This is a genomic window from Nonlabens antarcticus, from assembly GCF_015356755.1.
In the GTDB taxonomy this organism is placed as follows: domain Bacteria; phylum Bacteroidota; class Bacteroidia; order Flavobacteriales; family Flavobacteriaceae; genus Nonlabens; species Nonlabens antarcticus.
Genome location: NZ_JADFCO010000063.1, coordinates 71713 through 90350 on the forward strand (window position 1 = coordinate 71713; position 18638 = coordinate 90350).

General features: G+C 33.1%; 20 protein-coding genes and 1 pseudogene. 12 read left to right on the top strand and 9 right to left on the bottom strand.

Translation table 11 applies throughout. The features are described from left to right. Positions 1-77: 77 nt before the first annotated feature. The 12 genes from IQ282_RS04635 (at position 78) to IQ282_RS04685 (ending at position 10253) form a co-directional block, all read left to right on the top strand. Complete coding sequence (locus IQ282_RS04635) at positions 78-626, top strand: potassium channel family protein (RefSeq protein ID WP_394330317.1); 549 nt, start codon at positions 78-80, stop codon at positions 624-626. A gap of 19 nt (positions 627-645) precedes the next feature. Next, complete coding sequence (locus IQ282_RS04640; protein WP_026754889.1) at positions 646-1128, top strand: YybH family protein; 483 nt, start codon at positions 646-648, stop codon at positions 1126-1128. A gap of 10 nt (positions 1129-1138) precedes the next feature. Further along, positions 1139-2365: a permease gene (locus IQ282_RS04645; protein WP_070237428.1), complete on the top strand. Its 1227-nt coding sequence runs from the start codon at positions 1139-1141 to the stop codon at positions 2363-2365. Between the two features lie 31 nt (positions 2366-2396). Beyond that, complete coding sequence (locus tag IQ282_RS04650) at positions 2397-3107, top strand: PepSY domain-containing protein (RefSeq protein WP_121344457.1); 711 nt, start codon at positions 2397-2399, stop codon at positions 3105-3107. Between the two features lie 22 nt (positions 3108-3129). Then, a complete protein-coding gene (locus tag IQ282_RS04655) occupies positions 3130-3612 on the top strand; it encodes a DUF305 domain-containing protein (protein ID WP_026754892.1) in 483 nt (160 codons plus the stop codon). 11 nt (positions 3613-3623) lie between these two features. Then, positions 3624-5426 (top strand): efflux RND transporter periplasmic adaptor subunit, encoded by a 1803-nt coding sequence (locus IQ282_RS04660; protein WP_194850699.1) that lies wholly within the window; start codon positions 3624-3626, stop codon positions 5424-5426. Positions 5427-5499: 73 nt separating this feature from the next. Next, positions 5500-5676 (top strand): hypothetical protein, encoded by a 177-nt coding sequence (locus IQ282_RS14950; RefSeq protein ID WP_228547221.1) that lies wholly within the window; start codon positions 5500-5502, stop codon positions 5674-5676. A gap of 12 nt (positions 5677-5688) precedes the next feature. After that, positions 5689-6255, top strand: a complete 567-nt coding sequence (locus tag IQ282_RS04665) for a helix-turn-helix domain-containing protein (protein ID WP_194850700.1) — start codon at positions 5689-5691, stop codon at positions 6253-6255. Positions 6256-6398: 143 nt separating this feature from the next. Further along, positions 6399-6719, top strand: coding sequence for a four-helix bundle copper-binding protein (locus tag IQ282_RS04670; RefSeq protein ID WP_194850701.1), 321 nt, complete (start codon positions 6399-6401; stop codon positions 6717-6719). 244 nt (positions 6720-6963) lie between these two features. Further along, positions 6964-9222 carry a heavy metal translocating P-type ATPase gene (locus IQ282_RS04675; protein ID WP_194850702.1) on the top strand — a complete coding sequence of 753 codons (2259 nt, stop codon included), beginning with the start codon at positions 6964-6966 and terminating at the stop codon, positions 9220-9222. A 23-nt stretch (positions 9223-9245) separates the two neighbouring features. Next, a complete protein-coding gene (locus IQ282_RS04680; protein ID WP_066249889.1) occupies positions 9246-9458 on the top strand; it encodes a heavy-metal-associated domain-containing protein in 213 nt (70 codons plus the stop codon). Between the two features lie 15 nt (positions 9459-9473). Continuing rightward, positions 9474-10253, top strand: coding sequence for a M90 family metallopeptidase (locus tag IQ282_RS04685; protein ID WP_194850703.1), 780 nt, complete (start codon positions 9474-9476; stop codon positions 10251-10253). Positions 10254-10373: 120 nt separating this feature from the next. Here the strand turns inward: IQ282_RS04685 and IQ282_RS04690 are convergent, their stop codons facing one another. The 9 genes and pseudogenes from IQ282_RS04690 to IQ282_RS04730 form a co-directional block, all read right to left on the bottom strand. Further along, complete coding sequence (locus IQ282_RS04690; protein ID WP_194850704.1) at positions 10374-11588, bottom strand: site-specific integrase; 1215 nt, start codon at positions 11586-11588, stop codon at positions 10374-10376. 639 nt (positions 11589-12227) lie between these two features. After that, a complete protein-coding gene (locus IQ282_RS04695; RefSeq protein ID WP_194850705.1) occupies positions 12228-12641 on the bottom strand; it encodes a hypothetical protein in 414 nt (137 codons plus the stop codon). A 182-nt stretch (positions 12642-12823) separates the two neighbouring features. Then, the gene (locus IQ282_RS04700; protein WP_317174184.1) at positions 12824-12970 is read right to left on the bottom strand and encodes a nitroreductase family protein; all 147 of its coding nucleotides are present in this window, start codon (positions 12968-12970) and stop codon (positions 12824-12826) included. 189 nt (positions 12971-13159) lie between these two features. After that, entirely contained in the window at positions 13160-13993 is an 834-nt protein-coding gene (locus IQ282_RS04705) for a DUF726 domain-containing protein (protein ID WP_194850706.1), read from the bottom strand. Positions 13994-14088: 95 nt separating this feature from the next. Next, positions 14089-14247 (bottom strand): annotated as a pseudogene (locus tag IQ282_RS14955) (nitroreductase family protein); the annotation flags it as partial. A gap of 120 nt (positions 14248-14367) precedes the next feature. Further along, positions 14368-15366 carry a hypothetical protein gene (locus tag IQ282_RS04715; RefSeq protein WP_194850708.1) on the bottom strand — a complete coding sequence of 333 codons (999 nt, stop codon included), beginning with the start codon at positions 15364-15366 and terminating at the stop codon, positions 14368-14370. Between the two features lie 223 nt (positions 15367-15589). Continuing rightward, positions 15590-16225, bottom strand: a complete 636-nt coding sequence (locus tag IQ282_RS04720) for a hypothetical protein (RefSeq protein WP_194850709.1) — start codon at positions 16223-16225, stop codon at positions 15590-15592. Positions 16226-16419: 194 nt separating this feature from the next. Beyond that, complete coding sequence (locus IQ282_RS04725; RefSeq protein ID WP_194850710.1) at positions 16420-17583, bottom strand: RES domain-containing protein; 1164 nt, start codon at positions 17581-17583, stop codon at positions 16420-16422. Between the two features lie 225 nt (positions 17584-17808). Beyond that, positions 17809-18588 carry a hypothetical protein gene (locus tag IQ282_RS04730; RefSeq protein ID WP_194850711.1) on the bottom strand — a complete coding sequence of 260 codons (780 nt, stop codon included), beginning with the start codon at positions 18586-18588 and terminating at the stop codon, positions 17809-17811. Between the last annotated feature and the right edge of the window lie 50 nt (positions 18589-18638).

Below are 18638 nucleotides of genomic sequence, written 5' to 3' on the forward strand. Positions count from 1 at the left end.
CCATACTAATCTTAATAGTTGGTGGTGCTTTGGCGCTTCAATTATTTAGTTAAGGAAATAAATTGAAAATGACTAAAGTGAACACAATAGAAAAATCTGAAAGAATTGGCTTTTACAAGCAACTGTTTAAAAAGGTATTGCTTACTGCAAGTATAGTGATTGCTCTATCGTTAAGTTATATACTATGGGTAGGTGTAGATTCCGCCAGCCAATTTCTACCCTTTATAATTGTTGGTTTGGCTTTGGTCAAAACCATTTTTATCGTAAGGCTCACTTTTATACAGTTAAGTAAAATAATAGGCGAAAGTCATCAGCTAACCCACGTTCTTACTTTATTTGGAGTATTGATTATTTTGATTGTCCTTTCGTTTTCAGCAGATTATCACGCTTTATATACTTTGAACCCTGAAAATTTTAAATCGAGTACAGCGCTCAATGGCTCATTTTCATTACAGTTTTTTGAGTTTTTATATTTCAGCTTAATTACTTTTTCATCGGTTGGCTTCGGAGATATTGTACCATTGAATATTGCAGGTAAACTATTGGTAATGATGGAAGTTTTCTTGAGCTTTTTGGTATTGGTATTTGGTATTGCAAACATTAATAGAATTCACGTTAACAAATAACCCCTTTAAAAATATAAATATGAAAGTACTTAAAATTATTACACTCGTAACTGTTCTCATTTCAACAGTCAGCATTACCAATGCACAGAATGATAAAGATTCTAAAGATAAAGAAGATGTTATCGCAGTAATGAAAGCTTACAAAGATGCACTACAAAACTTAACGACCGAGGGGACATTTGAACTATTTACAGAAGATTCAAAAGTATTTGAATCTGGTGGTGTAGAAGGCTCGTATGCGCACTATATAGAACACCATTTGGGGCCTGAGTTGGGGCATTTCAAAAAATTTGAATTTTCAGATTATGAAATTGATGCGGAAGTAGATTTGCCTTATGCATTTACTACTGAAACCTACATCTACACTATCGTGCTCAATCCAGATGAAAAAGGCGAAAGTAGAACGATAAAGAAAAAAGGAGTAGCGACGTCTATCTTAAAAAAGATGGATGGTAAATGGAAGATTATTAAAACACATTCTTCGTCAAGAAATGTAAAATAAAATTTAAACTGTGAGCGAATTCTTAAAACAATGGGGCGAAGCGGCCTATACGACCACCGGATTTTTCTGGATGGCGCTTTGGGCATTCATCTTGGGATACATCATCAGTAGTATGATACAGATTTTTGTGACTGAAAAAAGGATGCAAAAAACAATGAACGAGAGTGAAGGTAAAAGTGTACTCTTAGGCACGTTTTTCGGTTTTATAAGCAGCTCGTGTAGTTTTTCGGCTTTAGCGGGCACAAAATCTATCTTTAAAAAAGGTGCAAGCTTTGTGTCTTCCATTGCTTTTCTTCTTGCATCGACCAATCTCGTAATTGAGCTTGGAATCATCATTTCCATATTTTTGGGATGGCAGTTTGTAGTCGGCGAATATGTAGGTGGAATCCTTTTAATTCTTATTTCGTGGATTTTGATACGAATAATCAATCCTAAAAAGCTCATAGAAAAAGCGCGCAAGAATTTAGAGAACGAAGATGACGATTCAATGGATGATTCCAAAGATTGGAAAAAACAAATCAAGAAAGAAGATAGTTGGGCAAGGGTTGCCAAAAAATATAAGATGGAATGGCAGATGGTATGGAAGGACGTTACCGTTGGCTTTACCATTGCAGGTATCGTCGCAGCCTTCGTTCCCGATTCTTTCTTCCAGACACTATTTATCAATAGTGGTCAAGGCAATACAGACTTTACCTTTCTTGAAATATTGGAACATATCGTTGTAGGACCTATTGCCGCATTTTTAACTTTTATTGGCTCAATGGGTAATATTCCGTTGGCGGCATTGCTTTTTGGAAAGGGCGTGAGTTTTGCAGGGGTTATGGCTTTTATTTTTAGTGATTTGGTAGTCTTTCCTGTACTTCGTATTAACGCCAAGTATTATGGGTGGAAAATGTCGCTGTTCATTTTATTCTTACTGTTTACGGCATTAATAGGAACAGCTTTGGCTCTGCATTACTCTTTCGATTTGTTGGGTATGTTGCCTGACACATCACAAGTTAAAATACAGGACAAAGAGCATTTCAAAATTGACTATACCTTCTATTTGAATATGGCTTTTCTCGCAATTTCAGGATATCTCATATACTTAGGGTTTTTCAAGAGAAAGGATGTAAAGCACTCAATGAGCGAAATGGCACCGAAAAGTCCATTGCTTGAAAGTGTTTTAAAATATGCGGCCTATATCTGTTATATATGGTTGGCAGGTGGACTGATTGTAAAATTTTTCGTGAATTAAAATATAGATAAAGAATAAAGTAAAAACAATAATGGTCAACAGAAAAACAGCAAAATGGATTAGAAAAGCACACCGTTACTTGGGTATCTTCTTAGGTATCCAGTTTTTGATGTGGACGATTAGCGGGATGTATTTCAGTTGGACAGATATAGATGAAATTCACGGCGACCAGTTTAAAAAAGTAGCACCTAAACAGAAGTCTTTTAACGATTTACTCGGTACATCTCAACTCGATACAGAGCAACCAATCCAAACTTTAGAACTATTGGAAATAGCTGGTAAACCTTATTATTGGATTAATGAGACCACACTTTTCAACGCAAGTACTGGAGATATAAAAAATGGTATTACTAGAGATGAAGCAAAACAAGTGGCTACTAGATATATGTTATCAGACCTCAAAATATCAGGTATTGAACTTATTGATGAAGTTGGAGACCATCACGAATATCGTGGTCGTCCACTTCCGGCGTATGAAATTTCGTATGAAACACCTCAAAATTTAAAGGCCTACGTGGCCATTGAAAATGGCGCATTTCAAACGGTAAGACACAGGGATTGGCGTTGGTTCGATTTCCTTTGGATGACACACACTATGGATTATCAAGGTAGAGACAATTTTAACACATTAGTATTGCGAGGGTTTTCACTATTAGGGTTGATTACTGTATTAAGTGGTTTTTTACTTTGGTACACTTCATCCCCAACCATTAGAAAAATAATTAAAAAGAAACGAAAATAAGTAACACTAAAATCAATATATAATGGAAAATTCAAATCAAAATTCAAAAAAAAACAATTACACAAAATTTGTAGGTATGCTGGCGGCATCATTTGTGGCAATGTACATTACAATGTACCTAAACTCTTATCAATTAGATCACGTCTATTTTAGCCTTACTCGTTTTTATATGAGTTGCTTGGGTATTGCTGCTATGGCCATTATAATGTTTGTGGCGATGCGTAATATGTACCAAAACAAAAAGAAGAATATCGCCATTGTTTTGGGTAGCATTGTGCTATTTGTTGGTGCATTAGGATTGGTACGCGACCAGAAGTCAACGGTAGGAGACATATTGTGGATGAAAGCAATGATACCTCACCACTCTATTGCGATTTTAACAAGTGAGCGTGCTGATATCCAAGATCCAGAAGTTAAAAAGTTAGCTGAAGATATTATCAAGGCACAAGAAAAGGAAATTGCAGAAATGAAAGCAATGATAAAACGATTGGAAAATAACAAATAAATAAAATTAAAATGAATAAAAACATCATTTATATAAGTGTTGCCTTGATTGTTGGCCTGTTAGGCGGCTTTCTACTATTCGGTGGAGGTTCTGCGGACAAGGCAACAATTAATGTGAAAGACACCCACGACCATTCAGAAGAAATTGCTTCTAATCAAATGTGGACGTGTTCTATGCATCCACAGATTATGCAACCAGAACCTGGGGATTGTCCCATTTGTGGAATGGATTTAATTCCAGCCGAATCTGGTGCAGATGGTCTCAATGCCAATGAAATAAAAATGACCGATAACGCAATGGCTCTGGCCAATATCCAAACATCACTTGTAGGAAAAGGACAAATGGGAAATAATTCCCTTAAATTATCTGGTAAGATAAAAGCTAATGAAGAGTCAAATGCTGTACAGGTTACCTATTTTGGAGGAAGAATAGAAAAACTGTACGTTAATTCTACAGGAGAACGTGTTGGAGCAGGACAACGCTTGGCAACTATTTATTCGCCAGAATTGGTTGCTGCACAGCAAGAACTGCTTACCGCTTCATCATTAAAAGAATCGCAACCAGAATTGTATAAGGCTGTTAGGAACAAACTTAAACTTTGGAAACTTTCAGAAAAGCAAATCAACGCCATAGAAACTGCCGGGAAAGTGCAAGAAAACTTTCCGGTTTTTGCAACCGTTTCAGGAACGGTAACAATGAAAATGGTAGAAGAAGGGGATTATTTAAAGCAAGGACAACCCTTATATAAAATTGCGAATCTCAATACAGTATGGGCAGAATTTGATGCTTATGAAAATCAAATTGCATCCCTAAAAGAAGGGCAAACTATTAAAGTGACCACAAATGCTTATCGCAATGAGGTTTTTGATGCAAAAGTCTCATTCATCGACCCCTTATTAAATTCTGCAACTAGAACGGTGGTTGTAAGAGCGGTCTTGCAAAATAAGAAAGACCTCTTTAAACCGGGAATGTTTGTGGAAGGTATAATTGAGGGTACGCAAACAAGCACCGAGAATACTGTTTCCGTACCGTCAACCGCTGTTATGTGGACGGGAGAACGCTCTGTAGTCTATGTCAAAACAAACCCTAATGAAGCTATTTTTGAAATGAGGGAAGTTTTATTGGGCAATGCCAATGGCGATAGTTATACCATTCTTCAAGGTTTAAAGAATGGAGATGAAGTCGTAACTAACGGAACATTTACCGTAGATGCCGCTGCACAATTACAGGGAAAAAAAAGTATGATGAATGCATCTGGTGGTAAAACAATGACAGGCCACGAAGGGCATTTGGGAATGCAAGAAGATAATTCTGGAGAAAATACAAATGAAGCCAACCATTCTCAAATGAAAGAAAGGATTGAAGTTTCAAACAAATTTCAGAATCAGTTAAAACAGGTTTTTGATGATTATATCCTTTTAAAAGATGCTTTGGTAAATGATGATGCCAAGGGCGCTCAACAGGCAGGAAAACAAATAAACCAATCTTTGAAAAAAGTGGATATGAAATTATTATCTGATGAAAAAGCACATAACCATTGGATGACCATTCAAAAAGAACTAAAGACCTCGGCTAATACTATTGAGAACAATTCAGATATAGCAACACAAAGAGCACATTTTAAACATCTTTCTGCGCATATGATAAGTAGCGTGCAACTTTTTGGTGTTAACGAAAATGTATATATCCAGTTTTGTCCAATGGCCGATAACAATAAGGGAGCTTATTGGATTAGTTTGGAAAAAGAGGTGCGAAACCCATATTACGGGGAAGCTATGTTAACCTGTGGAGAGGTAAAAGCAACCTTACAATAAAACGAATTATGGATTAATCAAGTAATCTGAATAAGACCTTAAAGTAATCTTGGTTTTATCACGGCGAACGATAATGAGTGAAAACAGAAGAAATAGAAGAAAAAATGATAAGAAAAAGTATCAGCCCAAAAGTGATATTTCAAAAAAAGATAGAATTATAGCTTTAGTTGTGATAGTCTTGATTTTTGTGGTTGCTGCAATAGCGGCTGTTTATTATTCTCTATACAAATCTGGATTAACATTATTTTGAAACAAGTACAATATGAATGAGATTATCCATATTAAAAATATGGTCTGCCCAAGATGTATCTCGGCAGTATCCAATATTTTGGAGCAACTTGAAATACCTTATGTCTCTATCAAATTGGGAGAGGTAAAATTAGTTTCTTCATTAAGTGTCCAGACCAAAAATGGTCTTTCCAAAGCACTTCAAAATTCAGGTTTTAGTTTGATTGACGACCGTAAAAGTCAACTTATTGAACAAATGAAAACTTTAGTGGTGGATAAAATCCATCATTCTTTGGAAGGACTGGATATTAAATGGGCAGATTATATAGGCGAAAATATTCATCTTGATTATAAATATTTAAGTTCGCTATTCTCATCAGTAGAAAGTATCACATTTGAGCAATACATCATCAACCAAAAAATTGAGCGTATAAAAGAACTCATCATTTATGATGAATTAACCTTGAGTGAAATAGCATTTAAACTTCATTATAGTAGTGTTGCGTATTTAAGCAATCAGTTTAAAAAAGTTACAGGAATGACGCCCTCAAAATTTAAAAAAAGTACTAATAAGAACCGTAAATCTTTGGATGAGATTTGATGTTAAACTCTGTTAATCCGAAAATTCTACAAATTATTCGGCATATTCTATAATAATAAATAATGCAGTTTATATTAAATTGTCTTTAGTAATATCCGCTATTGTAGTGGACTATTTTTAACAATTTAAATTCTAAAATATTTATGAAAAATTCAAAATTAATCGAAGCTTTAAACAATTGTGTAACACATTGTAATCATTGCGCTGATGCTTGTCTTGACGAAGGCGACATCAAGATGATGGTAGATTGTATAAGAACTGATAGGGCCTGCGCTGAAATCTGTAGTGCAACAGCAAATTTGCTTGCATCAAATTATAAAGATGTAAGAGGTATGGTAGAGCAATGCCGTGATATCTGTAAAAAATGTGCTGATGTATGTGCCAAGCACGACCACAAACATTGTCAACAATGTGCAGATGCCTGTAGAAAATGTGAGGAAGCTTGTGAGGAATATTTAAAATAATACAACTCACTTTTATTAAGCATTATGAGGTTTTTCCACCTCAAATTTCGAAAGGCCACAACTAACATTGTGGTCTTTTTTTTTATAAAAAATGAGTATAACTTACCTTGTTTAGAGAAGAAACTCGATTAGCTTCAATTTAACAACCTTTACCAAGGTAATTTTACAATTTATTCAGCATATAACGTAACACATTAAAGCTCTTTAATCCTGAAATTTACAGAGTACAAATTAGAATACGATTATGGAGACAGTTAATATATTTGAAACCAAAGAGAAAAACCATAAGCAAGGAATAAAAGAATCATTCCCAGTTACAGGAATGACTTGTGCATCGTGTGCATCAAGTGTTGAATCTGTATTAAAACATACGGAAGGTGTATTTGATGCAAGCGTAAACTTTGCGAGCAGTTCTGTTCTTGTTGAATATGACAAAGCGTTGAGCCCTAATCAACTTCAAAATGCACTTCGTGAAGTGGGCTATGACATTATCATTGATGCGGAGAATCCATCAGAAGTACAACAAGAACTTCAGCAAAAGCACTATCAAGATATAAAATACCGTACCATCTGGTCGGCCATACTTACGCTTCCCATTTTTGTATTAGGGATGTTTTTTATGCAATGGGAACCTGGAAAGTGGATTTCGTTAGTGTTAACTTTTCCTGTCCTCTTTTGGTTCGGTCGTAGCTTTTTCATCAATGCTTTCAAGCAAGCCAAACACGGTAAAGCGAATATGGATACCTTGGTAGCTTTGAGTACCGGAATCGCTTTTCTCTTTAGTGTATTCAATACCTTTTTTCCTGAATTTTGGGTAAGTCGTGGTATCGAACCGCACGTTTATTATGAAGCAGCTACAGTAATTATAACCTTTATTTCATTAGGAAAACTATTGGAAGAAAAGGCAAAATCAAATACATCTTCGGCCATTAAAAAGCTGATGGGCTTACAACCAAAAACGCTAAAAATTATTGAGAATGGGAAAGAAAAAGAAATTCCTATTTCGTCCGTACAAGTGGGTCAGACCATTTTAGTACGTCCGGGAGAAAAGATTCCTGTAGATGGAGAAGTTTCTAAAGGAAGCTCTTACGTAGATGAAAGTATGATTACAGGAGAGCCTGTTCCAGTAGAAAAATCAAAGGATGAAAAAGTTTTCGCAGGAACGGTAAATCAAAAAGGTAGTTTCCAATTTATTGCTGAAAAAGTAGGCGGAGAAACCTTGCTATCACAAATCATTAAAATGGTTCAGGAAGCCCAAGGAAGTAAAGCACCTGTTCAGAAACTGGTCGATAAAATTGCTGGAATATTTGTTCCCGTTGTCTTGGCTATATCTATTATTACATTTATTGTTTGGATGTCAGTTGGAGGCGATAATGCATTTTCGCAAGCTTTATTAACCTCGGTAGCAGTATTAGTAATCGCTTGTCCCTGTGCGTTAGGATTGGCAACACCTACTGCGATTATGGTGGGTATTGGTAAAGGTGCAGAAAACAATATTCTTATAAAAGATGCAGAGAGTTTAGAACTCGGTTATAAAGTGAATGCTATTATCCTTGATAAAACTGGCACTATTACCGAAGGAAAACCATTAGTAACTGATATCCTTTGGAAGGATAAACTTGAAAATAGCAATGAATACAAAAAAATTCTTTTGGCTATCGAGTCACAATCAGAACATCCTTTGGCAGAAGCGGTCGTTAATTATTTGAAAGAGAAAAATATTGAACAAGCTGAAATTGCTTCTTTTGAAAGTATTACAGGAAAAGGCGTAAAAGCTCAAACAGAAAATGGTTCAAAATACTATGTTGGAAACCATAAGCTAATGGTTGAAAAGAATATTCAAATCGACGCTTCCTTAATGCAAACGGCAGAAAGTCTCGAAGAGCAGGCTAAAACGGTCATTTTCTTTGGCAATGAAAAACAAGTGCTGGCGATACTCGCCATTGCTGACAAGATTAAAGAAACTTCAAAAAAAGCTATAGAAACACTTCAAGACAGAGGCATCGAAGTCTATATGCTTACTGGAGATAACAATAAAACCGCATCTGCTGTCGCAAAACAAGTAGGAATAACAAATTACCAAGGAGAAGTGATGCCTTCGGAGAAAGCCGCTTTTGTTGAAAAATTACAAGCGGGAGGAAAGATAGTAGCTATGGTTGGCGATGGTATAAACGATTCCCACGCTTTGGCACAGGCTAACGTGAGTATAGCAATGGGTAAAGGGTCTGATATAGCAATGGACGTCGCGAAAATGACATTGATAACGTCAGATTTGCAATCTATTCCCAAAGCTTTGGAACTATCGAAAAGAACCGTGTTGGGCATACGTCAGAATCTATTTTGGGCATTCATTTATAATCTCATTGGTATTCCAATTGCAGCAGGCGTTTTGTATCCCGTAAATGGATTTTTATTGGACCCAATGATTGCTGGAATGGCAATGGCTTTCAGTAGCGTATCTGTAGTCTTAAATAGCTTAAGACTTAAACGAGTAAAACTTTAATATTAATTATAAATTCAAATAAGATGAAAACTTTAAAATTTAAAACAAATATCAATTGTGGTGGTTGTGTATCAAAAGTAACCCCCTTTTTAAACAAACAAGAAGGTATAGAAAGTTGGGAAGTGGATACCGCTAATCCTGATAAAATCCTAACCATTGAAAGTGATGGTGCAACCGAAGAAGATGTAAAGGCTACCTTGCAAAAAGTTGGCTTTAAAGCTGAATCTGTAGATTAATACTTTCCTTTTAATATGGCTTATATTTTAATTTCAGTTGTGGTTATTCTCTTTGCTGTTCATTTTTACAGAAAAGCGAAACGCCATAGTGTAAAGTCATTTCCAGAGCATTGGCACAGATTATTGATGGATAATGTTCTGTTTTATAGAAATCTATCTAAAAATAAGCAGCTTATTTTTCAACAAAAAATGATGCAATTTTTAAGTGAGGTTTATATAGATGGTGTGCAGTTTGAATTGGAAGAATTGGACAAGATTTTAATTGCGGCAAGCGCAGTAATCCCTGTTTTTGGTTTTAAAGAATGGCATTACACCAACTTAAGCGGTATCCTTTTATATCCAGATTATTTTAATGAGGATATGCAATTTAGTAGTAAGGATAACTCAAAAAATATTGGTGGAATAGTTGGGAATGGACGTTTTGAGAAGCAAATGATTTTATCTAAAAAAGCATTGTACCACGGTTTTCAAAACACAACCGATAAAAGTAATACTGGCATACACGAATTTGTTCATCTTATTGATAAAATAGATGACCAGACAGACGGTGTGCCAGAACGGTTATTAGAACATCAATATGCGATACCTTGGTTGAATTTAATCCATAAGGAAATGGAGGCGATAAATGATAATCATTCGGATATCCGAAAATATGGAGGCACAAATCAAGCTGAATTTTTTGCAGTAGCTTCAGAATATTTCTTCGAGCGTCCAGACTTACTCAAAAAGAAACATCCTGACCTATATAAAATGTTGGTAAAATGTTTCAATCAAAAATTAGCGGATCCAATTTAAATTTAATTCCTATTCAGGAAAGACTAAATTTTTTATTGGAAAAGATAAAGAGCGGATATTTTGTTGTTACAGATAGGTTTAGCATATTCAAAATATCCGCTAATTGATTTTTTTATTCCTTCAAAAATTTACCACACTATCTAATGCTTCATCCGCATCTCTATGCATAAAGTTAGATTGATAATTTATTGTAGTGGTAATCGATGAATGTCTGTATAATTTTTGGAGCATATTAATTGGGATTTTATCTTCCGATATATTCCCAAATGTATGTCTAGCAATATGCATAGTTACTTTTTTTGATATTTTGGCTTTATCAGCTACCGTTACCAAATATTTATTGAATTTCTTATTGGCGGTTTTTGTTTTAGCATAAACATCTTTAGCATTTTTTAAATCAGCTTTTTTCATTTCAGGAAATATAAAGTCCTCATCGCTCTGCTTGTCATTTATGTAATCTTTCAAAATTGGAAAAACTTTATCTGGAATTTTTAGGGATAACAGTTTTGAATTCTTGTTCATTCGATAGTGAAGTCTATTATCAAAAATGTCGTTCCAACGAATTTTTAATATATCAGCTACACGGATGCCAGCAAAGTAAAAACTGAAAAGCCAGAGATTTCTAGCGTGAGTTTCATTCTTGGTAAGGTTATCAACTGACTCTAGCTCTATGACTTCATTTCGAGTAAGACCTATTTTTTCAGTTTCAGGGAACTTAATTCGTATTTTATCCGAACCGAATGGGTAAAGTTTTCTATCTACGATACCCAATTTTATGGCCCTATTATAGATAGTTCTAATCACAATAAGATTATTTACTATCGACCTTTCTGATAGGTTGTGTTTTGTAAGGAGGTAGGTTTTAAATTTCTTTAGAAAATTTTCATCAATTTCTTGAAAGGTTAGTTGCTTTGACGTGGTAAATTTTAAAACGTGATTAATTCTTGCTTTATCTGTTGAAAGCCTAGACAGCTTTTCGTTTGCTTCTAAATCATCAAGAAAGTCTTGTGCCACTTCAAAAAAAGTAACTGATTCCGAAGAAGCGTAAAGTTTCTCTTTTATTTGATTGGCCGATATATCCTTTTTGCTCGACTGCAAATCAATCAGCATTTTATTTGCCTCAGACAGTTTAGTACTAAGCAAACCGTTTAACCTATCTGAGTAAGGATGTGATTTTCTAACTCTAATATTTTTCACATCCCAATCATTAGGGTCAATATTATGACCTATATAATGATAATTTGAGCGACGGTTTTTTGTGATACGAATACAAAGAGGACAATGTCCTTCTTTATTAGGCTTTTTCCGAAGTACTATTTTTGCATTTGATGACATATCTTAAATATTAGGATATAAAGATAATCATTTTTGGTACAACATAGGTACAACAAATTATGATTTTAAACGATATCAATTGACATTATATATAATTAGATATGTGCTAATCAGTTGATTATAATATAACTTATGGAAATTTGGCGGTAAATACGCTGGATTCAAAATCCAGTGCAACATCATCCAATTTTTCCAAGTATATACTTTATACTTTCTCTTGTCAAATTCCATCATGTTCTGTTTTTCTATACTAACCCCAATTTATGAAAAAGTAATTCATAGAACTAAATATTCTCAAAACCTCATGTTTTCTTAACTAGATAAACAGCACCAAACTGTTGAAGCTCAATACATAATTCTTGCGTCAAATTCTTCTAATGCTGGACGAGAACAAATTCCATAATTACAGATCATTAATAGAATAATAAGCAGTAGTATCGTATTTAAACTTAGGCCTTTTTATAATTTACAGCATCCTTTTTGTTTGCTTAAAATAACATCAATGCAGCAATTAGCTCGTAGTGTGTAAATAAGTGACACCGTACTGAGTACTTACGCTTTTTTTTAACCTTAATGTTTTTTCAAAACACCAAATTCACAAAATATGGAAATCTCAAATTAATTAAGGATTGCTCTGAGCTATTCCTCCGCACTATAATTGCTATTCAACTCGAAGTTCTGTTTTAACGTATCTATGGATTCAATAATAAACTCCATTTTTCCTTTTTCATGCAACTCTTCTCCAACATAGTCGATGGGTTGGATATTATATTGTCTTTTCTCTATATCAAAGAATTCTACAGAACCGTAACTGTAAGCTGACTTAACTTTTATCCATTCTGTTTGAGATTGCTTTTGAAGAGTTTTATAAGCTAAAACCGTATCTGGCAACCTAATGGTAATGTCATATAATTCCAACTCTGTTTTATTGGATAATCTGAACTCTAAAATTTCCTTAGGTTCATTTTCTGTATCCATAGTTACATCCTGATCTTTAGGATCATTTTTGCAACTACACATTGTTATAAATAAAAGTAACATTATTTTTTTCATAATAAATTTTTAAGTTTTGTGTGGATTCGTAACAAGCAAAATAGTGAAAGGTTTGGAATTGGACACGAATTGGATTTTTAATTTCCTTCTCGTAAAAGGAACTCCGTAAGTTTCCCAAAATGTAAAACAATAACTAATTCGAATTTACTAACTTTAAATTCAAGCTATCACAATACAACACTTTATTGGTATTGTGCCATGAAATGTTTGGAGAGCTTTTCTTTGGTTTCATCATCTGAAACAAAAGTAAATTTCGAAGGCTGACTATTGATGGACGAAGGACATAGCCTTAAGATGGCTATTAATTCTTGAATTTTAGTGGGTTCAATTTTTTTGGACGCGTCATACTTTTTGGTCGTTTAACGCGTCTGAATGGATTCTAAAAAGCCCATATGTGTATTGATGTTATTCTTGAAAAATCGTTGAATTTCAGTATTTGGAAACTTCTTATAAATACTCAAGTTATTTAGTTAAGCAACTGATACGAGTATCATTTGTCTGGATTGTGGTAAATGATCTTATGATTTTTTGATTCTGTGAAAATTTTTTATGTAATGAAAATGGGACTTTACGATATCAGAAGTATCAGTATTTATAACTTTTTTTGATATAATCGGTTTAAGACCAATTGTGCTTCTATTCAGCATAAATCTTCCATAAATATGTTTTAGTATAGAATCATGTTTTGAGAAGTAATTAAATACTGTAACATTAAAATCTTGAGTAATAAATTTCCATTTTTCGTAATTGTTTCCTACAGCTCCACCCAATAAATGTAGTTCAATTACTTTTTGTAAATATTTAGACATTATGTTATGCATTAAGCAATGATAAATAACTCTCGTACCAAGAGAATGACCTATGAGTATATAGTTTTTATCATCTGTAGCTTTCAAAATTTCGCTCAATAGATAACCACATTTTTTTGAATTTCTAAGAGCTATGGCCCAGATGTTGTTTAACGCAGTTTGATTCAATATTGGAATTATAGTGTAAGGGGCAACTAGAATATTGAAGACTTTGAAGGCTTTGATCCAAGAGTTACTATTCTTATACTTTCTTTTTGATCTTCTTTCTGTTTTTGTCAATGGAATACTTTGCGAATCCCATTCCAAATGGTGCCAAGTATTCTCTGGGTATAAATGATTAATACTATTTTTCCAATTTGAGCTATTTTCAGTGCCTTGGGATAAAAAGCCGTTTATAGTGATGACAGCAGGAAACTTGCCATCCTTAATTTTAATTATTTCAAACTTATCGGTAGAAGAGCTCGAAAAATAATTTAAAATATTAGGTTTTGTTTCCAACGATGCTAATACCTTTTCATATTCTGAAAGACAATTAATTCTCATTCTTTCTCCATTGTTTGATTAATTCTCATTGAAAATGACTCGATGATCATACATAAGGATAGTTTGCAGTGAAAATCAAAAACATTGCACAATTTGCTTGAAACAACCGTGAATTTCCAAGGCTGACTATTGATGGACGACGGACTTAGCCTTAAAATGGCTTTTAATTCTTGAATTTTACTGGGCTCAATTTTTTTAGAGGCGTCATACTTGTTGGTCGTGTAAGGCGTTTGCATGGATTCTAAAAAGCTCATAGTTTGTTGATGTTATATTTAGGAAGTCTTCAACTTTAAAAATTTAGCGACTTTGCAAACATGCCTTAACTTATATTAAGTAACTATTTAGCTATTAGTCATAAACGTTGTTAGCTCTAGTTATTTTATTTTTCTTTGTAAATCCGTTAATAAATGTTTGTCATTCGCCATAGACCAAGCAATTCTTTGATCCTCTAAAGTAACTTCGTAATCTTTTAAAAATCCTTTTCCGTAAATTCCAATTCCATTATCAATTTGATCATCTTCTATGGATTTTAAAATTTCCCTTATTTTTTCTGAAAGCAACAAATATTTTACTGCTGTATCAGCAATGTCAATTGTTTTTATGTAACTAATTATATAACGATGAATTACTCTATTCCTCATATCATAAAGTAAATTCAACTGTTCAAATAATTTCTGTGTTATAATGTTTAGTGATTTAGCTTCCTCATAAATACTTCTTTCCATTAATCCTCTTTCATTTTCTCCTTGAAAAAAATATTTCACATCGATATTGTTAGTTTCTTGTTCCAATTGTTTTTTAAGAACAATCGAAATTCTCAGATAGGCATCAATTTGATTTGAAACTATTGCAATGATTTCTATATAAGACTTAGATTTTACTGCTCTTTCTCTCAAATCATAAGAACTAGCTAATGAACCATGTAAATTGTCGTATTTATCTAAAGCAATCGCATAATCTCTTTCATCAAAAGGTACTACTCTAAAACTTTCGAGAACTTTTTTTGACTTCTCAATTAACTTTTTCACTTTGGAAAATTTTTTGTCTTTAGCAGAATAGATACATTTAGCCATACAAAATTGGTCGTCAACTTGGGCGTGCCATAAGTATATATCGAATTCTTCATTATCAATTCTTGATTCGAACCACTCAACTTTTGAATCACTTTTTTGAACGGGAAAATTTGGATTAATTCCTCTTTCGGATAATGGATAGCTGCTTAATTGAAAACATCCAGCAGAATTCTCATATTGTTCAAAACTATACGGAGATTTTTCTTCAATATCTTCGAACACTGCATTTCTGTATTGCCAATTTGCAGGAATGTTGATAATAAAAATACCATTAGGTTCAGTCCAGTGCTTTTCTGTCATATTTGATTTTCGGTTTTAAAAGATTACACTTTTGTGTAATAATATTAGAGCTGAAAATAAACAGTTATCCTTTGTTTAAATACAAGAATGATTTTAAATTTTGCTATTTATCTTTTTATTAGAAATCGATAATTTAAATTTTAGCAACTACTTAAAAATGTACTTGAACTTGAATTAAGCTATCAAATTGCTTATTTAATCTTATACTTTTAAGTGGATAACTTTATTTTTTTCGATGTATTTTCAGATGAGGAATTTTCTTCATTGTCTCATCAAGTATTTCATCATTTAATTCTTTTCCGCCTTCTGTTTTTGCGATAACTTTTCTGTAAGCTTCTAGATGACTTTTTTGGAAATCTTTTTCAGCTTTTAAAACACTTTTAGTTAAACCCTCTTGTACTTGTAATTCATAAAGCATGTTAGCTATTTCATCTGCTAATTTGAAAAACAGGAATTGATATTTTTCGTCATCATCCTTTTTCTCCTCAAGACTGTATGTTTCAAGTATTTTTTTTATCCAATTACCGTTCTTTGCAATTTCAAATAGTTTGTCAAAAGAATCAACTTCTTGAATATGTGCAAATTTATTACCAACATTCATAAGACAAGTCAACTTCTTTGCCATATCAGAATCAAGTCCTTTAATATCTTGAATAATTTGAATTTTTTGATTGAAAGAAAGAGAACTCGAACCAAAACCAAATGATTTAGAGGCTTTGTAATCTACTCCCAAAAGACTACCTATTGCTTCTGATGTCAAAGTTTCAATTTGCAAACTATGTTCAATTACATACAATCTTAAATCTTCAGCTTGTGAGAATATTTGAATATTACACTTTTTCATCTTATTTTCTTTCAAAATCTCTTAGTTTGATGATTATCCTAAATTGTTTACCACGGCTTCAAACATAGGAAATAAAGCTAAAAACAAGCGATACCTTTGTGGATTAGACACAAGGCATATTTTTAATTTGATGGTTTCCAATAATTCCCAAAACATCATGTTAGCGAAGTCTTACGCTATTTATTATACTAATTGTTAGATGCAGTTGTTTAGTATTTCGTTATTCTACATTTACCTAATTCAATGTCCGATTTTACTTTTTTATATTTTACATTATCAATTCGTTTTCCGTCTTGATAAACTACATTTATTTTACCATTTCTACCAAGTCTTTTACTCACGCCAATCTTAGTCTCTTTTTTAAAATTTTGTGGTGTGCAATTAAATAAAATGTTTTTCGGCAGGCCTTCTTGTTCATTTCTAACTTGTTTTCCCTCTCCAATCTGCAGCATTCTAAATATTTCAAAAGCTTTGTTAGCTTTTTCTTCGTCATAGAGGATTTTGCCATTTTGAAAATCAAAAGCCTCGGTTCCAAAAGAACCAATCATTTGGTCTGTTGTTACATCTTCTGTAGTATGGTCTAGGTCAGCATATTCATTTAGAATAAATCTCGTCTCAACTCCAATTAAATTGTACTTTTCTAAAATAAGCTCATTTCTTATTGCAACATTCCATCCGTATTTTTTTCTCTGGACACTAGGATACAAAATTGCATCAAAATTTAATTCAGAAACGAATGGATAAAACAACTGGTCTGAAGATATCTGACCACTAAAAAGGTAATCTCTCGGTCGATCTCTGGAAATTCGAAGACTATAAATTTCTTCAAAGAACTCTTCAAGTAAATAATAAACTTCATGAAGTTTACTCTTGATTTCTGGGTTTTCGGTCACATCTTTTTTTACAATAAAAGTATTAACTTTTACACCTGGCTTTAACTCAAAATGAGAAATAGTTATTACATCTCCTTTTTGAGGTCTTATTTCCCAATATGCACCAGCTTCTGATGTAGCACAATATAATACTTGTTGTTTAGGAATGTTACATCTTCCAAAATTACAACAGTCAATTGGTGGCGCTAAAAGTTGGGAAATATCTGTTAAGTAATTTAACTCCTTACCTTTTGCTTTGAGAATTCTGTTGTTGTTTGATATCCTAACGAGTCTTTTAGGTGGTTCATAGGTACTTGAACCAACTTTTAGTGTAAAACATTTTGAAATATCTTTTTGTAGATTCTCAAATTCTTCATCACTTAGGTCTTGAACTTTGCCAAAAAAAGAGCGATAGTAATCCAATTTTTCAATAATTTTTTCAATCGGATGTAAATCAGGTTCTCTTGAATTATCATTATTCTTTGTTATTTTCTCTATCATGGGCGGATTTTTCTATTGGTATGTAAAAGTCGAGGATAAGAAAAGTAGTGCCGTTGTAAGCGATATTTTTAGTAAAAAGTACAAGCCACATTTCACAATTTTACTATTTATTTTATTTTAGAAATCGTGTAATTTAAAAATTTGACAGTTTTCCAAAGATCCTTGAACCCTATTTTTTTAACAGAGGCTTGCGCTATTTTTTGTATATATTTTAAGCAATAGGTTTTATCTCGGTTTGGCAAAAATACCATTCGTAGATTCCGCTGACATAAAAACAATATTATTTTCATCTACTCTTTCTGGCCAATCTAAATCTTGTATTTTTCCTAAATCTATTTTTAAGTTTACTACATCATCTATTTCTAGATTACGGTATTTTGACAAACTATCTAATTCTCTAAAATTTTCTTTGTCAGACACTATAAATGCTAGAGGAAAATATTTGATCATATTCGCCACAGCACAATTAGCATAGTTCCCTGTTTCAGCAGGCAATGCAAAATCACGCATAATCACTGTACAGTTAAATGGATAAATCCAATAGTGGATATGAAAGTCATCTGGAATGGAAATATCGTCTGAAAATAAAGTTTCCCTAATTTTACTGTCTGTTACCACTTCGTCAATATTATGCTTCGCAGTTAATAAATGTGCTAATACAGCTTTCATCAATCGGACGGGTTTTACTTTGATTATCGAATACTTCTGTAATACAGAAGATGATTGAAGAAACTCAATTATTGTTTTATTTAGCTTATTTAATTCTGGGTCAAATTCAGTTCCGATTTTTGAATTACAATCAGAACATATTGTTCGATATTTCACTCCGTTTTGTGAAATTTTTTTCTGCCCCTTTGTTTGTCCAGAAATAAGTTCAAAAATTCCCTGAATTTCAATACTTGTCAATTTAATTCCTCCTTTCGGTGGAACGTGATCCCAAGAAAGAGGTTTAGTTTCTCGACAGATATTACATATATCAATTCTATTTCGTTTAATCTTTTTCATCGATTAGTTCGAGGTTTATCCAGCTTATTACTAACTGGTATTCAAGCGTA

Excerpts from the sequence above, each read along its gene's own strand:
- IQ282_RS04640 (WP_026754889.1), top strand. The coding sequence starts at position 646 with ATGAAAGTACTTAAAATTATTACACTCGTAACTGTTCTCATTTCAACA.
- IQ282_RS04650 (WP_121344457.1), top strand. The coding sequence starts at position 2,397 with ATGGTCAACAGAAAAACAGCAAAATGGATTAGAAAAGCACACCGTTAC.
- IQ282_RS04655 (WP_026754892.1), top strand. The coding sequence starts at position 3,130 with ATGGAAAATTCAAATCAAAATTCAAAAAAAAACAATTACACAAAATTT.
- IQ282_RS04660 (WP_194850699.1), top strand. The coding sequence starts at position 3,624 with ATGAATAAAAACATCATTTATATAAGTGTTGCCTTGATTGTTGGCCTG.
- IQ282_RS14950 (WP_228547221.1), top strand. The coding sequence starts at position 5,500 with ATGAGTGAAAACAGAAGAAATAGAAGAAAAAATGATAAGAAAAAGTAT.
- IQ282_RS04665 (WP_194850700.1), top strand. The coding sequence starts at position 5,689 with ATGAATGAGATTATCCATATTAAAAATATGGTCTGCCCAAGATGTATC.
- IQ282_RS04670 (WP_194850701.1), top strand. The coding sequence starts at position 6,399 with ATGAAAAATTCAAAATTAATCGAAGCTTTAAACAATTGTGTAACACAT.
- IQ282_RS04675 (WP_194850702.1), top strand. The coding sequence starts at position 6,964 with ATGGAGACAGTTAATATATTTGAAACCAAAGAGAAAAACCATAAGCAA.
- IQ282_RS04680 (WP_066249889.1), top strand. The coding sequence starts at position 9,246 with ATGAAAACTTTAAAATTTAAAACAAATATCAATTGTGGTGGTTGTGTA.
- IQ282_RS04685 (WP_194850703.1), top strand. The coding sequence starts at position 9,474 with ATGGCTTATATTTTAATTTCAGTTGTGGTTATTCTCTTTGCTGTTCAT.
- IQ282_RS04690 (WP_194850704.1), bottom strand. The coding sequence starts at position 11,588 with ATGTCATCAAATGCAAAAATAGTACTTCGGAAAAAGCCTAATAAAGAA.
- IQ282_RS04695 (WP_194850705.1), bottom strand. The coding sequence starts at position 12,641 with ATGAAAAAAATAATGTTACTTTTATTTATAACAATGTGTAGTTGCAAA.
- IQ282_RS04705 (WP_194850706.1), bottom strand. The coding sequence starts at position 13,993 with ATGAGAATTAATTGTCTTTCAGAATATGAAAAGGTATTAGCATCGTTG.
- IQ282_RS04715 (WP_194850708.1), bottom strand. The coding sequence starts at position 15,366 with ATGACAGAAAAGCACTGGACTGAACCTAATGGTATTTTTATTATCAAC.
- IQ282_RS04725 (WP_194850710.1), bottom strand. The coding sequence starts at position 17,583 with ATGATAGAGAAAATAACAAAGAATAATGATAATTCAAGAGAACCTGAT.
- IQ282_RS04730 (WP_194850711.1), bottom strand. The coding sequence starts at position 18,588 with ATGAAAAAGATTAAACGAAATAGAATTGATATATGTAATATCTGTCGA.